The organism is Mesorhizobium sp. A623, from assembly GCF_054489405.1.
On record NZ_JBTMXB010000030.1, the window covers coordinates 19,565 to 35,790 of the forward strand.

Sequence of the window (16,226 nt, forward strand, 5' to 3'; positions counted from 1 at the left end):
GAATTTTCAAATAGAGTTAGCGCTGAAGGGTCGGTTCGATCCAAAGGGCGCATGGAGAATATCGTGCGATCTTGTGAGCCCCGCTGGCCGCAGACGAATATCGTCTGGCGACAAGTCGTCCACATGGATCTGGTCATGAAGCGGCTGGATGTGGATATCACCACCGCTGCGCGCAGATCGGGCGGCGCAGCCATTGCCGATGCGCGTGATGCTTGTCGTGCCTGCCTGTCGCACCGCCGGTGCAGAGATTGGTTGGAACAGCGCGCCGAGCCATCCGATCTGGCGCAATTCTGCCCGAACGCCGCATTCTTCGAGGAATGCGGACGAGCGGAATGATTACCTCACGCGGCGCCGTTCCGGTAACGCGCATACGATATCCGACGTATGGATGGGAAGTACGACCCCGACCGTTCTCGTCATCCTCTTTGCGCAATCTCAACGTCGCCGTTCAACGGTTATGGCATAGGCGCATACCGGTGATCGGACCGGTGCGGAATCTTCTATGTATCAGCGCCGTCTTCCCAAGTTTGCCAGCCTTGGTCAGTTTCTGTCCTATCTGGAAGGCAAGGGCGATCTCAGGACGATCACCACGCCTGTCTCGATGCAACTGGAGATTACGGAGCTGCATCGCCGGGTGATCGCAGCCGGCGGCCCAGCGCTTCGACTGACGCAGGCATTGGATGAGCGGGGTGCCCCGTCAAGCCTGCCAGTAGTGACAAACCTGTTCGGCACAGCCGAACGTGTGGCTTGGGGACTTGGCACTGACGTCGAAAGTCTCGAAGCGCTCGGGACGCTGCTTGCCTGGCTGCGGTCACCTCGACCGCCACAGAACCTGCGCCAAGCTCAAAATTTGCTGCCTGCTGCTCGCAGCGCGTTTTGGGCGCGGACGAAGATCGGCGCCGCGCCGCGGGAGTGGAGCGACATAGGTCCAGACTTTTCGCTATTGCCCGTCCAGACCTGTTGGCCAAATGACGCTGGCCCTCTCATTACGTGGCCAGTAGTGGTGACGAGATCGCCCGGCGACGACGATCCGAATGCCTACAATCTGGGCATTTATCGCATGCAGGTGATTGATCGCGACCGCGCCATTATACGCTGGCTACCGATGCGAGGTGGCGCAGTTCACCATCGACAATGGTGTGCACGTAACCTGGAGATGCCCGTAGCCGTAGTCATCGGCGCGGATCCGGCGACAATGATTGCCTCGGTCATGCCGGCGCCGGAAGGCGTGTCTGAACTGGCGCTGTCAGGCATGATTAACAGTCAGCGTGCCGGAGTCGCGCCGTGCCGAAGTATCATGCTGCATGTGCCAACGAGCGCCGAGATCGTCCTCGAAGGCACCGTTTCTCCAACCGAAACCGCGCTGGAAGGGCCGTTTGGCGATCATACCGGATATTACAATGCGCCCGAGCATTACCCGGTCTTCAAGCTCAAATGCATGCGCTTCCGGGATCGTCCGACCTACTTAACCACCTTCACCGGACGCGCCCCCGATGAACCGTCCGTGTTGGGCTCGGCATTGCTCGAGGTATTCAAACCGCTTTTGCGCCAGCAGATTCCCGAAATCCTCGACGTCTGGCTTCCGCCCGAAGCCTGCTCCTACAGGATCGCAGTCATCTCGATCGCCAAGAAATATGCCGGGCAAGCCCGGCGGACAATGATGGGCTTTTGGTCGATGCTGCCGCAATTCTCCATGACCAAGATACTCATCGTAGTCGACGACGACATCGATATTCGTTCGTGGCCGGACGTGATGTGGGCGCTTGCCACGCGTATGGACCCGTCACGCGATCTGATGCAGATCGACCGGACCCCGATCGACCAGCTTGACTTCGCGTCTCCACTCGAAGGTCTTGGAGGAAAGATTGGTTTCGACGCAACCCGCAAGATTGGTGCCGAGACCAACCGCGAATGGGGAGAAAAGTTGAAAATGTCGACTCATATCGAAGAACAAATCACAAAACGCTGGAATGAATTATTTCCTGAAGCGCTTATCATGGAGCAGGAATGACAAACAGGATCATAGTCGGCGTCACTGGAGCGTCAGGTGCCGTTCTGGCAATGGAAACAGTTCGCCAACTCTCCAAGGCGGAAGTGGAAACTCATCTTGTCGTCTCCCGGGGTGCGACGATGACGATAGCCCATGAACTGGGCGTCGATGGTCTTGAACGCTTAAAGTCAATCGCCAGCTACACCCATTCTTGCCAAAATCTGGCGGCCCCCATCGCCAGTGGGTCGTTCGCAACCCATGGAATGATCGTGGTACCCTGCTCCATGCGGAGTTTGGCGGCAATCGCACATGGCCTGGGCGATAATCTTGTAACGAGGGCCGCCGATGTTATCCTGAAAGAGAAGCGTCGATTGGTGATCGTGCCACGCGAGGCACCTCTCCATGAGGGACATCTCGATGCAATGCTTAGACTGGCGCGCATGGGTGCGATCATCGCGCCGCCGGTGCCGCCTTTCTACACCAAACCAACGTCACTCGAAGAGATGGTCCGCGAGATCGCCGCACGACTCGTCAACTGGGTCGGCGTAGAACCTGGCCAGCAAATGACGCGTTGGGGTGAACACGATACAGTCGCTGGATAACCTTTATTCTTCTCGCTTTCCTTTGATCCCGCGCACTAAGCGTCGCACTAAGGCAAGCGACGAATGCTCTCGATCGACAGCATGAGTTTGCCGCCTAGTTGTCTCGTCCTGCGGAGGCGTGGTCGGGATGAAGGCAAAAAATGTGACAGGATGCCAGGCCATCATACGTATCACGCTCAGCTCCCTTTGTGCTCTGTCAGTCTCCATTGGACGTTACCTGCGCCAAGCTAAACACTCAGCCTATCTTGTCTCGAACTTCGTGACTTTGTCCTTCCACAAAGAGAGTGCCGATCGACTATGGTCTTCTCATTCCTGAATGAGGATATGTGAAATGGTTCGTCGGACGTCGGACAGGGGGCGCGCCAACGTACGATGTCCGCAGGCTTCCAGCTGCGAAGACGCAGTCCGCTATATTGTCAATGTTCGATGGGCTTCGACCTGGCCAGTCTTTCCGGGCGATCTGCGACTTCAAGCTGACACGTCTCAGGCGTTCGTTCGCCGGGTTCTTTGGTGAAGAACATCGTTGGACCTGTCGTCGGCGGGGGCCACGGCTTTGGCAGATCAAGATCGGCAAACCAGCCACTCCGCGAAACGGTGAATAATACGACCAACGAAGCCATGCCGCCCGAGAAGTATTTCAATATTCCGTATAGCCGACAGATATCCGCTTGAAGCTTAGGAAGCGGCCGTAAATAGCTGTCGCATCGAATTGGCCCCTACCTTGGCAGCGTTCTCTATATCTTCGAACAAGAGCGCGAGTTCCACATAAACAGTTCGATCCGGTTCAGTTAGCTCCAATTCATCAAGGTCCTTAAGGAAGGAAAGCATTACCTCGATTTTAACACGCTGGTCACGAGCCCCGAAGAGGTATTCATGTGCAGAGCGGTTGCGCTCCAGAATCGTGAAACGTGTTAGTGTATCATTGAGATCAGAACGACACTCACAATCCAGTTGTGCATCCTTTATGACGGCAGCCAGCCGCGCAACAACTTCTATCTCTTTAGTGCGCGGAGCACTGTGATTGTCGCCTTGCCATGATTCGATAGCGGACATTTCTCGACCTCCGCGAGACAGCACTTATTTGCCGTCGTTGTATGATGACGCCCAATGTTAACCGCCTCAGGTCGAAGGCGCGACGATGCCAACCCTTCGGAAGCTCGGTCTTATTATATTCCCTTCAACCGCCGTCAGTTTGCGCTGGCGCAAATATTATTAGCGTCCAATGGCATTTCTCTAATCTTCGATGATAGGTTTCTATATCGCAGTTCACCGAGGTGATGATCCGGCCTGCTGAGACAATTTGGCGCTTGGCCAAGGCGGATCCGGTTGTTTTCATGCCGCGACCGATCCCGACGCCACCCAACGCCCCGGCCATTTCGATTGTGAGAGTGCGCGGATCGATCTCGACCGCCATTTCCGTCGTATTCGAAAATTTGTTGCAGTCACGCAGAAGATCAGTCAGCGCGACAAATTCGGCCGGCTCGATGAAGGTGGGAGTGCCGCCCCCGAAATGTATTTTCTCTACCCGCAGCGGTTGCACTGCGATTTCTGCGACCCCACGGATCTCGTGCCGCACCAATCCCAGATAATCAATGATTGGCTGATCCTTCGTCGTGATCTTAGTGTGGCAGCCGCAATATCTGCACATCGAACGGCAGAAGGGGACGTGCAGATAGAGCGAAGCGGGTTCACTGTGTGGAATATTGGACAACCAGCTGGTGTAAATGTCAGCGTCGACCGAGGGCAAAAAATGTGGCGAGCTTGGATAGCTCGTAACATGGTAAGCGAGCCTCGGCGTATTTTCGCAGAATAGACGACTGCAAGAGCTGCTTCCTCATGGAGGATAAAGCTAAGCTCCAGTCGACAGCCGTTTTTCGTCTTTGCGAAGCGCCAAACAACTGGGTGGTACTTTATCTACGGCAATTGGAGTTTGCGGTGCCAGAAGCAAGAAAATTTATACCCGTCGATACATAATCCTATATGCCAGCATCCGTGCCATTCCGGCGAACGTGATGATCCAGGCCGCCAATGCGATGTAAAAGAACGCGCGTGGCAGACCAGCAAGGAAGCCGAAGTCCATGGCGCGATCCATTTGCCAGGTGCTGGCGGCGTACATACCAAGTGGAAACACCGCGCCCCAATAGAGCGGATCATATTCGAATGGGTAACGCTCATAGCCGTAGCGCCAGATGCCAAGCAAAAGAAGCATCGGTATCCACCAAGTTCCGGTTGCCCAATAGAGGATCGTAAAGCCCTTTAGGAATGGCAGTAGTGAAGTCAGATATGGTGCGTGAGGTGCGTTCAGGATCAGCAATGATCCGGCCAGGGTGGAAATCGCCATAGCGCCCATGTTGATCCAGTATGGGGGCGCGAGGTCACCGGGAGAGAAGTGGAAAAACGTATATCGGTAGAAGATCAACGACATCATCCAGATGTAGAGCATACCACCCCACAGCCACATCGACAGAGCGATGAGGTTGAGCTCCAATCGATACGGCTGACCGATATGTGCCGCAAGAATCGCGCTTGATACAGACAGTGCCTGCGTCGCCACCACAGCCAGCAACCAGCCGCCGTTGATGCCTTTATCAAGTGTGGGCTTCTCCTTTTTCACGGTGAAGGCCGTAAAGATCGCATAGGTCAGGCAAATCCATAACAGGACGGCAAAGAGCCACAACGCAATCCCCATTGCGACATTGTCGCGCAGAATCATGAACTGGCTTGCCAATATGCCTGTTCCTGCAACCGTCGTGAAATATCCGGGACCGCTTGGGTGAGAAACCAGGTCGCCGAAAAATCGGGCCGGGTATCGCCATGCTCGCAAGACGTACAACGCACAAAGCACCACGTATTGGGTGATGTTAAGATAGAACAGAATAAACGCAAGGGCTTGATATGCCATCATAAAAGCCGATAACGACACGATACCGGTAGCCATAACTAACCCGAAATACGCGGGCGACATATCTGCGAGACCTGAGGGACCTAAATGGGTTGGCTTCGATATGTTGGTTCCAGTCGGCATTGGTCGTCTCCCCTAAAATCGATGGCCATCGACATGGGCCGCGGCGGTCATGCAATCTCATCGGCCTATCAGAGGCCGGGCTGCTATTCATGAGATGATCAAGCGGTTGCTGCAACAGCACCGCAATCATGAGGAGCATGCAGTTTGCGCAAGCGCAAAGAGAATACGGTTAACATGATCTATATTTCAGCAGCCGCTGGAGGGTTCACGTCTAACGAAGGCGCATTCTCATTGAGGTCTCGGCGACCTCATATCGGTGTTGAGATCACCAAATCAGGCGTCAATGGTTTGGTTGGAACCCGGGTTTGGCCTTTGGCCTCCTTCTAGAGGCGTACGCTCGTATCTGGCCATTTCTGGGACAAATAGGGCCCATTACGTCTCACTGATGTTTCAATCGCGGGAGGGAATTGACACTTATGGCATTCATCAGCGTGCCTCCGGTCCCAGAACCCGAATTCACGATGGCGTTCCAGCCGATCATTGACTTTGATAACAACGGCGCCTTATTCGCCTACGAAGCTCTGGTCCGCGGCGTTGACGGCGAAGGAGCTAAACAGGTACTTGGGAGTATCGCCTGGGCAGATCGTCTTGCCTTCGACGCCGCCTGCCGGACAAAGGCTGTTGAATTGGCATCGTCGTTTGGTCTGAAATGCAGGCTGAGCGTCAATATGTCGGCGGAGGCGATGTGCAACCGTCGTTATGGATTGCATGACACCTTGAAGGCAGCCAGCCGAGTCGGCTGGCCAAGTGAACGTCTCATCTTTGAGTTATCAGAAAACGATCCGATCAGCCCTGTCCCTGTTCGACGGTGGATTGCGTCCTGCCGGAATCGTGGTGTCATGGTCACGTTGGACCACTTCGGTGCGGGATATGCGGGGCTTGGAACGTTGCTCGCACTACGACCGGATATCGTTAAGCTGGATAGAAATTTAGTACAGGGCATTGACAAGGATGCTGGCCGGCAAGCCTCGGTAAAGAATGTTGTGAACGTCTGTTTATCCTTCGGCGCTTCGGTTATCGCTGAGGGCGTAGAGACCAGCAATGAGTTACGAATGTTGCTGCAGCTTGGAATTAATCTCATGCAAGGATATTTGCTCTCAAAGCCGGGGGTGGGGCACCTTCCGACAATAGTTCGAAAATTGGAATTAGTTTAGCGGAAGCGGATTGGCCCTCATGTCGTACTGCTCATGCGGTGGATTGAATCTATTAAAGAGTATGGGTGACGCTCCCACAACGTGGCCAAACTACGCCTCATAATCACGAGAACGGGATTTTGGATTTGTCAATGAGTAACATACGCCAATCATCGCAAAATCGGGGACGTGGCCGCATTTACGATTCAATTATCGACACGGTGGGCGACACTCCGCTGGTGCGCCTCGACAAATATGCCAGGGAAAAGGGCATCGTCGCCAATCTTCTTGCGAAGCTCGAATTCTTCAATCCCGTCTCCAGCGTCAAGGACCGCATCGGCGTGGCCATGATCGAGGCGCTTGAGGCTTCGGGCCGCATCAAGCCGGGCCGCACAACCCTGATCGAGCCCACCTCCGGCAATACTGGCATCGCGCTTGCGTTCGCGGCGGCTGCCAAGGGCTACAAGCTTATTCTCACAATGCCGGAAACCATGTCGATCGAGCGCCGCAAGGTGCTGGCGCTGCTGGGGGCCGAGATCGTGCTGACCGAAGGCGCCAAGGGCATGAAGGGCGCCATCGCCAAGGCTGACGAACTTGCCGCCAGCCTGCCCGATGCGGTGATCCCGCAGCAATTCGAAAACCCTGCCAATGTGGAGATCCACCGCGCCACCACGGCGGAGGAGATCTGGAACGACACCAATGGCGAGGCCGACATCCTGATTTCCGGCATCGGCACCGGCGGCACCATCACCGGCGTTGGCCAAGTCATCAAAAAGCGCAAGCCTTCCTTCTACGTGGTCGCGGTGGAGCCGGAGGCATCGGCCGTGCTGTCGGGCGGCCAGCCGGGGTCGCACAAGATCCAGGGCCTGGGCGCCGGCTTCGCGCCGAAAGTACTCGACACCTCGATCTACGACGAGGTGGTGCGGGTTTCCAACGACGACGCCTTCGCCAATGCACGGCTGGTGGCCCGCCTCGAAGGCGTGCCAGTGGGCATTTCCTCGGGTGCGGCCCTGCAGGCGGCCGCTGTGGTGGGCTCGCGTTCCGAAAACAAGGGCAAGAACATGATCGTCATCATCCCCTCGTTTGCCGAGCGTTATCTGTCGACCACGCTGTTCGAAGAGATGCAGGCGTAAAGGGAACGCGCGTCAAAAGGCACTGAGAGATTTGCCACCCATAATTATACAATTGCGATAGCGTAAAACGTGCATGGCTAACAGGTAGCTGCTCCACAACACTTTTCTTCAAAGGAAGATTGCCGCATCGGCACGACCACACGGTGGATCCGACTTCGAAGGTGCATATTAGTCGGTGAATGGTTCAAATGCCGTTTGCTATTGGTCCGAAACTGGATGACTTAGGATGGCCAAGGCATCGAGTTTGTGACTAGATAACAACGTAGTTGAGCGGCTAAATTGCCCAGATCGGAGACATACTCGGCTTCAACGGGCGGATCGGCACCGATGGCTGGATCGACCAAGTGATGGCGTATGCCACTGACAACGAGCAAGATTGAGTCGATGGCGGGATGCTCACTTCGGCAGCATTGGGCAAGACGGATTCGGGATGTCCGCAGGGGTTTGAGGCGAAATGGCTAAACTCAAGGTCGACGGCAAAGAGATAACAGTATCCGATCACTACACGCTGCTGCAGGCGGCGGAGGAGGCGGGTGCGGAAATCCCACGCTTCTGTTTCCATGAGCGGTTGTCGATCGCCGGCAATTGCCGCATGTGCCTGATTGAGGTGAAGGGCGGGCCGCCCAAGCCGGTCGCTTCCTGCGCCATGGGCGTGCGCGATCTGCGCCCAGGCCCGAATGGCGAGTTGCCGGAAATCTTCACCAATACGCCGATGGTCAAGAAGGCGCGCGAGGGGGTGATGGAATTCCTGCTGATCAACCACCCGCTCGACTGTCCGATCTGCGACCAAGGCGGCGAATGCGACTTGCAGGACCAGGCCATGGCTTATGGCATGGCTTCCTCGCGCTTCTACGAGAACAAGCGGGCAGTCGAGGACAAATATATCGGCCCGCTGATCAAGACGATCATGACGCGCTGCATCCACTGCACACGCTGCATCCGCTTCAGCACCGAGGTCGGCGGCATTTCTGAACTCGGTGCGACAGGGCGCGGCGAGGATATGGAGATCACCACCTATCTCGAACGCGCGATGACATCGGAGCTGCAGGGCAATGTCATCGACCTTTGTCCGGTTGGTGCACTGACCTCGAAACCCTTCGCCTTTACAGCACGGCCTTGGGAACTGACCAATACCGAATCGATCGATGTGATGGACGCGGTTGGCTCGGCGATCCGCGTCGATAGCCGTGGCCGCGAGGTGATGCGCATCCAGCCGCGCAACAACGATGCCGTGAACGAGGAATGGATTTCCGACAAGACTCGCTTCATCTGGGATGGCTTGCGCACGCAGCGCCTCGACCGCCCCTATGTGCGCCGGGACGGCAAGCTGGTCGCCACGAGCTGGGCCGGAGCTTTTTCGGCCATCAAGGACGCCGCTTCAAAGACGTCGCCTGAAAAAATCGGGGCAATCGCCGGTGACCTCGCCGCCGTCGAGGAAATGTATGCCTTGAAACTTCTGATGGAGGCACTCGGCTCGAAGAACATCGATTGCCGTCAGGATGGCGCGGCACTTGATCCTTCGCTGGGGCGGGCAAGTTATATCTTCAATCCGACGATCGAGGGTATCGAGCAGGCCGATGCCATCCTTATCATCGGCGCCAACCCGCGCTTCGAAGCGTCCGTTCTCAACACCCGGATTCGCAAGCGCTGGCGCGCCGCCGACTTGCCCATCGGAGTCATCGGCGATGTCGGCGATACGCGCTACGACTACGAGTTGCTGGGTGCCGGCCCGGAATCGCTCAAGAATCTGGCAGACGGCAATGGCGAATTCTTCCAGACGTTGAAGAAGGCAAACCATCCGCTCATCATTGTCGGGCAGGGCGCGTTGGTACGCACTGATGGCGCGGCCGTGCTCGCCCAGGCGGCGAAGCTCGCCGGCGCGGTCAATGCAAGCCGCGCGGATTGGAATGGTTTTGCCGTGTTACATACCGCGGCAGCTCGCGTCGGTGGCCTCGATCTCGGCTTCGTGCCGGGCGAGGGCGGCAAGGATGTCGGCGCCATGCTAGGCGGGACGGAAGTTCTGTTTCTGCTCGGCGCAGACGAACTGGACATGGCAAAGACCGGTGGCGCCTTCGTCGTCTATGTTGGCACCCACGGCGATGCCGGCGCCCACCGCGCCAATGTCATCCTTCCCGGGGCGGCCTATACCGAGAAATCGGGAACCTATGTCAACACCGAAGGTCGAGTGCAGCAGACTAGTCGGGCGGGCTTTGCACCGGGCGACGCGCGCGAAGACTGGGCGATCTTCAGAGCGCTGTCGGATGTGCTTGGCAAGAAATTGCCATTCGATTCATTGCCGCAGCTTCGCGCCAAGCTTTATGTGCAGTTTCCGCATTTCGCCCGTGTCGACCAGATCGCCGCCGGCGACGAGGACGAGATCGCCAAGATAGCCAAGCTGGGCGGAAAACTGGGCAAAGGTTCGTTCACCTCGCCGGTCCGGGATTTCTACCTCACCAATCCTATTGCGCGCGCATCGGCGGTGATGGCAGAGTGCTCGGCGTTGGCCAAGAATGACTTCAGGCCGGCAGTGGAGTAGAGCATGGACACCGCTTGTCCCTCCGCCGGTCGCCGACGCTAATAGCGTTATACTGATCGTACATTGTTTCTCCTATTCTTGCGCAATGGCCAGAAAAGTTCGCGACAATGCCGTCTGAAACACACCGTGCACCACAAGCAGAATGCCGCAGCCGACACCGTGGCGGTTAACCTACCGGCGAGCGAAGTTGATTTATACGTCCCATCCGAGGATCGTAAGAGCTTGAGTTATGGTTGGTGCGAGCAGGACAAACACACCGCGTAGTTTTACACGATATTCAAGACGGCGCACTCCTTCGCGGGAATTGCGAGAAGTGAACGATGCCAGGTTTGCCGGAAGCCATTTGAGGTGCGCTATGAGGCTACCGGGTGTAGCCCAGCAATATCAGTTCGCTGGATAGGAGTATTCATGACAAACAATAGCTTCAACACACGTGACCGGCTCACGGTCGACGATACCACGTACACGATTCATTGCCTGGATCGCATCAGTGGTAGCCAGCGGCTGCCATACAGCCTGAAGGTGATGTTGGAAAATCTGCTGCGCAACGAGGATGGCGAACTCGTCACCGTCGGGCAGATCAGGGCCGTGGCCGAATGGCTGCCGGATGCGGCACCACGGCAGGAAATCCAGTACACTCCGGCGCGCGTCCTGATGCAGGATTTCACCGGCGTGCCATGCGTCGTCGATCTCGTGGCGATGCGCGATGCGATCATCGATCTGGGCGGCGATGCACAGCGTATCAACCCGTTGATACCGACCGAACTGGTCATCGATCATTCCGTCATCGCTGATGTATTCGGTCGGCCCGACGCGTTTGCGACCAACGCCGCACTTGAATTCCAACGCAATGCCGAACGCTACCAGTTGCTGCGCTGGGGGCAGCAGGCATTTGCTGATTTCCAGGTAGTGCCGCCCGATACGGGCATTTGCCACCAGGTCAATCTTGAATATCTGGCTCGGGTCGTCTTCACCCGCGACAGCCCCGACGGGCCGCTCGCCTACCCGGACACCTTGGTAGGCACCGATTCGCACACGCCGATGGTCAACGGGTTGGGAGTCCTCGGCTGGGGGGTCGGCGGCATTGAGGCCGAGGCGGCAATGCTGGGCCAACCGATGAGCATGCTGTTGCCGCAGGTTGTAGGCCTCAAGCTGACCGGCGCGCTGCAGTCGGGCGTGACGGCCACCGATCTGGTATTGACGGTGACCGAGCTGCTGCGCCGCACCGGCGTAGTCGGCAAGTTTGTCGAGTTCTTCGGTCCGGGTGTGGCCAATGTACCCCTGGCCAACCGTGCGACCCTGGGCAATATGAGCCCCGAATACGGAGCCACCTGCGCGATCTTCCCGATCGATGCCGAGACGCTGTCCTATTTGCGCTTGACCGGCCGCTCCGAGCATCAGGTTCGCCTGGTGGAAGCCTATGCCAAGGAACAAGGCATGTGGCACGACCCTGCGCACGAACCGGACTATTCGCAACGGCTCGAACTGGATTTGGCCACGGTAGAGCCGTCGATTGCTGGACCAAAGCGCCCGCAAGACCGGATCCCCTTGCGTATCGCGCCCCACGCAATCAGCGCGTTGCTGTCGGGACAAACGCAGGCCGAGGCGGTCAAGGTCGGCCTCGACGCCGCCCTGGCAGGAACATTCCCGGCTAGCGATCCGTTCGTGATGAGCAAGCCACATCCCGGCGACGGCCCACAATCTCCCTGCAACTGTGATGGCGAGCACAACTGGCCGCGCCAACCGGTGGACGTAACTCTGGGAGACGGCAGCAGATGCCGAATCGACAATGGCCATGTGGTGATCGCGGCGATTACCTCCTGCACCAACACCTCCAATCCTTCTGTGATGATCGCCGCCGCATTGCTGGCCAAGAACGCTGTCGAAAAAGGCCTGTCGCGCAGGCCCTGGGTCAAGACCTCGCTGGCGCCGGGTTCGCGAGTGGTCACCGACTATTACGAACGCGCCGGCCTGACCCGGTACCTGGATGAGCTGGGGTTCAACCTGGTCGGCTACGGCTGCACCACCTGCATCGGCAATTCCGGCCCGCTGATCCCGCAGATCGGTGCTGCGGTGGCCGAAAACGACCTTACCGTCTGCTCGGTGCTGTCTGGCAATCGCAATTTCGAGGGCCGCATCCATGCCCAGACGCGGATGAATTTCCTGGCCTCGCCACCGCTGGTAGTCGCCTACGCGCTGGCCGGCAGCCTGCACGTGAACCTGCTCAGCGAACCGCTGGGAACCGGCAGTGACGGTCGGCCAGTGTATCTACGCGACATCTGGCCATCGCCGCAGGAAGTCGAACAAACCATTTCCGCCAATCTCAAGACGCACATGTTCACCCAGGGCTACGCGGATGTGTACACCGGCGACGAGCGCTGGCGCGGCATGGATGTGCCGGCCGGCGATACCTTCCTGTGGCAACCTAATTCGACCTACGTACGCAAACCGCCGTATTTCGAAGGCATGCAACGCGACCCTGCGCCGCTCACGGACATCATCGGCGCCAGGGTACTGGCGAAGCTGGGAGACTCTGTGACCACCGATCACATCAGCCCGGCCGGTACGATCGCAGCCGGCTCGCCTGCCGGCATCTACCTCGAGAAGCATGGCGTCGAACGTAACGATTTCAATTCCTACGGCTCGCGCCGTGGCAACCACGAGGTCATGATCCGCGGCACGTTTGCCAATATCCGCCTGCGCAACCAGCTCGCGCTTGGCATCGAGGGTGGCTTCACGCGCGATTTCACTCGGGCCGATACTCCGGTCACCACCATCTACGACGCCTCGCTGAATTATGCCGCGGCAGGCACGCCGCTTATCATTCTGGCCGGCAAGGAATACGGTTCGGGCTCCTCGCGCGACTGGGCGGCCAAGGGTACCGCGCTGCTCGGCGTACGCGCCGTGGTCGCCGAAAGTTACGAACGCATCCACCGCTCGAACCTGATCGGCATGGGCGTGCTGCCACTCGAATTCACCGAAGGACAGAGCGCCAACTCGCTCGGACTGTCCGGCGAGGAGACCTTCGCGATCACCGGTCTTGCTGGTTGCGAGGCACCTCCGGCAACGGTGCAGGTGCTGGCGCGCGACAAACAGGGACAAACGCGACGGTTCGAGGCGCTTGTACGCATCGATACCCTCGTCGAAGCGGCCTACTATCGTCACGGCGGCATCCTGCAGTACATGCTGCGACGGCTGCTTGGCGATGCGCCGGAGTGACTGCCGAGCCTTACCGCGCTCCCCTACACGCCGGGGCAATCAAAGCGTTGGGATCTCACTAATAGCCTGTGACGTATTTTAGTCCGAGTATTAAAATCACGCCAATTGTCATTCCCATAAGGATCCAGCCGTTTGGCCAAGGCGATGACGATGAACCCTTCATTTTTGTCGCGTCTCTTGCAGAGTGACACCCCACGAAAGCAACCGTTGATTCTGATCACCCAAAAGAGGTTTTGCGATCATCGATCTGGTCAGTCTCACATACCTCACTGTACAATCTCCAATAGGCCGATAGTGAGGGGATCGGTCGGACATGCATGCAATTTAAGCTCGCCACAACTCATTCACCTTCATCACGGGCAGGCGATCACCGAATTATACGCGTTGAATAAGGCTCAAGAAAGCAGATGGCTGGAAGAAAGGTAGTGCTGTCAGCTGCAGGGGTGGGAGATTTCACATCGGGAAATTCCTTTGACACCAGACTCGCGGCAAGCATTCGCACGAATGTTTCCATCTGTCCTCTCATGGCTGTCAGACCGTCTCGTTCGGATGACCCGCGGCCTCGACCGTCATCGAAATCTTGGCCGTCGAAGCACGATGATTGACACGGTTTTCGATGCAAGATCGACCATAACGGCCGCCTGGCTGCCGATGCCATGGATTGCCTTCTTCACCGTGCCCGCACAATGTCTGTAGGTCATGTCGGACACATTTAGTGTCGGCATTTCAGTCTCCTTCATTCGGTCGCCACATTGGCTTGAAGTCATGATGGGGGTTCCAGTGGACAGAAGGGCCACCCCCTTCTCGATCGCGATGCGTTGCCAAAGAACCTGGCCGGCGAAAGCGGAAGGCCGTGTCCAACAATCGTAGAATTGCCCTGTCGACTCCCGGCGGTAAGCCCGCGCCGCAGGGAGAGGGTCTTTCCGTTTACATCTTTACATCATGCCCATCGGCATGAGTAACCCGTTGATGGTCTTCTTCTGGGCCTCGTCCAGGGACGCGTAGAATGGCCCGAGCGCCGCAGTGCAATCGCGGTCACCGCAGCGAGTGTAAAGAACACACCTGCAGGATGAAATATCAACAGGCTTCGTCTTGCATCTCCGTCACCCATAGGCCTCGCATTTCCTGCCAGCATCATCTACGGTCGGAAGACCACGTGCGGGTAACCTATACCGATGCTTTGAGATAGCCTCAGCGCAAAAACCATCGAAGGAAACCGCCCGAGCCTCTCAAAAGGTCGTCGGCGTGCCCGGCCTTGCACGGGCGATAACGCGCAACAAGCCGGATAACATCTCCGGCGGACTTGCATCTACCACCGCTGCGGCCAGCATGTCGCGCAGCGGCTGCAACCTTCGCACGCCGCCGATTACCGCGTGGCGCAGCGGTTGCGCCAATGCGCGGTCATCTGTGTAAAGGCCCACTACCATGCCGGTGCCGAGGAACAGCGGCAGAGCGCCTGCCCGGTGGTGCCGCTGGTAACGAGCCAACGCATCGGGGTCGGCCGCACCACGGTGTCTCGCCAGCGACCCGCCTACTGCAGTCGCGAGTCGGTCGACACTGGCGAGACCGAGGTTGAAGCCGTGTGCGGTGACTGGATGCATCCCGACCGCGGCATCGCCCGCTAGCGCGAAGCCAGGTCCGACGAATCGCTTAGCCCAGGTTGCCACCAGCGGATAGACGTGACGGGTGCTGGCGAGTTGCATCGCGCCGAGCTGGCGGTTGAGCCGCGCTTCGATGTCACGCGCGAACATCGCTTCATCCAGATTCTGCAACGCTTCTGCCTCGGCTCCGGTTACGGTCAGCACCAACGAAACCATGTGCTCGTTCAACGGCAGCAATGCGCGTGTCTGGCCACGATCGAACCATTCGCGCGCTACGTTCCCGTGTGGACGTTCGTGGTGCATTCGGCACACCAGCATGGCCTTGCCAAAATCGTGCATCGCGACCGGTACGCCCAGTTGGCGGCGCAGTTGAGAGAAGCGGCTGTCGGCGGCGACCAGCAACGGCGCGGTAAGCCGGCGCCCATCGGCCAAACGCACCGCAATGGCTTCGCCTTCGCGCTCGACCGCTACGACCTCGGCATCGGTGTGGACACGGATAGCACGTGTGTCTTGCACCGCCCGCCATGCCGCGGCGCGAATCACATGGTTGGAAACGAAGTTGCCAAGGCGATCCTTGCCGAAGACGCTGGCGTCCACCTCGAAGCCTTCATATGGGCCGTCACTGACACTTGCGCGGCGTATCGGATGAATTTCCGCTTCGGAAATCCGGCTCCATATTCCGAGGTGCTCGAGGATGCGTATGGAACCGTGGGACAGTGCGATCTCGCGCCCGTCGAAAACGGGCTCGGCCAAGGCGCCGTCGGGCTGGCGTTCCACAACATCAACCTCAAGACCGTGTGCGGCTAGAGCGCAAGCAAGGCACAGCCCGACCGGCCCGGCACCGATGATCAGCACACTGCCGGAGCTTGCGGCGTTCATGGTATAACCTCCAGATATAGATTGGCCGTCTGCGTCGCGGTACGGAGAGCCCCCGGTTCCGAAAAGCAATCCTATTGCAGCCACACGTCTCGAAGCATAATATGCATT

General features: G+C 57.9%; 13 protein-coding genes. 8 read left to right on the forward strand and 5 right to left on the reverse strand.

The genetic code is table 11. From position 1 onward, the window contains the following. Window positions 1-51: 51 nt before the first annotated feature. From ACX3P1_RS22055 to ACX3P1_RS22070, 4 genes are all read left to right on the forward strand, one after another. On the forward strand, window positions 52-336 hold the full coding sequence (locus tag ACX3P1_RS22055; protein WP_459081748.1) for a DUF6455 family protein: 285 nt from the start codon (window positions 52-54) through the stop codon (window positions 334-336). 166 nt (window positions 337-502) lie between these two features. Beyond that, the gene (locus tag ACX3P1_RS22060; protein ID WP_459081749.1) at window positions 503-2,011 is read left to right on the forward strand and encodes a UbiD family decarboxylase; all 1,509 of its coding nucleotides are present in this window, start codon (window positions 503-505) and stop codon (window positions 2,009-2,011) included. Beyond that, a complete protein-coding gene (locus tag ACX3P1_RS22065; RefSeq protein ID WP_459081750.1) occupies window positions 2,008-2,592 on the forward strand; it encodes a UbiX family flavin prenyltransferase in 585 nt (194 codons plus the stop codon). Before ACX3P1_RS22060 ends, ACX3P1_RS22065 begins: the two co-directional genes overlap by 4 nt. Before the next feature lie 326 nt (window positions 2,593-2,918). Then, window positions 2,919-3,194: a DUF2249 domain-containing protein gene (locus ACX3P1_RS22070; RefSeq protein ID WP_459081751.1), complete on the forward strand. Its 276-nt coding sequence runs from the start codon at window positions 2,919-2,921 to the stop codon at window positions 3,192-3,194. Window positions 3,195-3,267: 73 nt separating this feature from the next. On the opposite strand, the gene ACX3P1_RS22075 is transcribed toward ACX3P1_RS22070, so the two are convergent. From ACX3P1_RS22075 to ACX3P1_RS22085, 3 genes are all read right to left on the reverse strand, one after another. Continuing rightward, on the reverse strand, window positions 3,268-3,645 hold the full coding sequence (locus ACX3P1_RS22075; protein ID WP_459081752.1) for a hypothetical protein: 378 nt from the start codon (window positions 3,643-3,645) through the stop codon (window positions 3,268-3,270). Between the two features lie 124 nt (window positions 3,646-3,769). Then, window positions 3,770-4,339, reverse strand: coding sequence for a radical SAM protein (locus ACX3P1_RS22080; RefSeq protein WP_459081753.1), 570 nt, complete (start codon window positions 4,337-4,339; stop codon window positions 3,770-3,772). A 207-nt stretch (window positions 4,340-4,546) separates the two neighbouring features. Continuing rightward, on the reverse strand, window positions 4,547-5,617 hold the full coding sequence (locus tag ACX3P1_RS22085; protein ID WP_459081754.1) for a tellurite resistance/C4-dicarboxylate transporter family protein: 1,071 nt from the start codon (window positions 5,615-5,617) through the stop codon (window positions 4,547-4,549). Window positions 5,618-6,033: 416 nt separating this feature from the next. On the opposite strand from ACX3P1_RS22085, the gene ACX3P1_RS22090 reads away from it, so the two are divergent. The 4 genes from ACX3P1_RS22090 (at window position 6,034) to acnA (ending at window position 13,638) form a co-directional block, all read left to right on the forward strand. Next, a complete protein-coding gene (locus tag ACX3P1_RS22090) occupies window positions 6,034-6,771 on the forward strand; it encodes an EAL domain-containing protein (protein ID WP_459081755.1) in 738 nt (245 codons plus the stop codon). A gap of 131 nt (window positions 6,772-6,902) precedes the next feature. Continuing rightward, window positions 6,903-7,883: a cysteine synthase A gene (cysK, locus tag ACX3P1_RS22095; protein ID WP_459081756.1), complete on the forward strand. Its 981-nt coding sequence runs from the start codon at window positions 6,903-6,905 to the stop codon at window positions 7,881-7,883. Window positions 7,884-8,337: 454 nt separating this feature from the next. Beyond that, window positions 8,338-10,419 carry an NADH-quinone oxidoreductase subunit NuoG gene (gene nuoG / locus ACX3P1_RS22100; RefSeq protein WP_459081757.1) on the forward strand — a complete coding sequence of 694 codons (2,082 nt, stop codon included), beginning with the start codon at window positions 8,338-8,340 and terminating at the stop codon, window positions 10,417-10,419. Window positions 10,420-10,827: 408 nt separating this feature from the next. After that, on the forward strand, window positions 10,828-13,638 hold the full coding sequence (acnA, locus tag ACX3P1_RS22105) for an aconitate hydratase AcnA (protein ID WP_459081758.1): 2,811 nt from the start codon (window positions 10,828-10,830) through the stop codon (window positions 13,636-13,638). Window positions 13,639-14,207: 569 nt separating this feature from the next. On the opposite strand, the gene ACX3P1_RS22110 is transcribed toward acnA, so the two are convergent. Both ACX3P1_RS22110 and ubiM read right to left on the reverse strand, forming a co-directional pair. Continuing rightward, complete coding sequence (locus ACX3P1_RS22110) at window positions 14,208-14,363, reverse strand: heavy-metal-associated domain-containing protein (RefSeq protein ID WP_459081759.1); 156 nt, start codon at window positions 14,361-14,363, stop codon at window positions 14,208-14,210. 504 nt (window positions 14,364-14,867) lie between these two features. Further along, complete coding sequence (ubiM, locus tag ACX3P1_RS22115) at window positions 14,868-16,118, reverse strand: 5-demethoxyubiquinol-8 5-hydroxylase UbiM (RefSeq protein WP_459081760.1); 1,251 nt, start codon at window positions 16,116-16,118, stop codon at window positions 14,868-14,870. Window positions 16,119-16,226 lie beyond the last annotated feature (108 nt).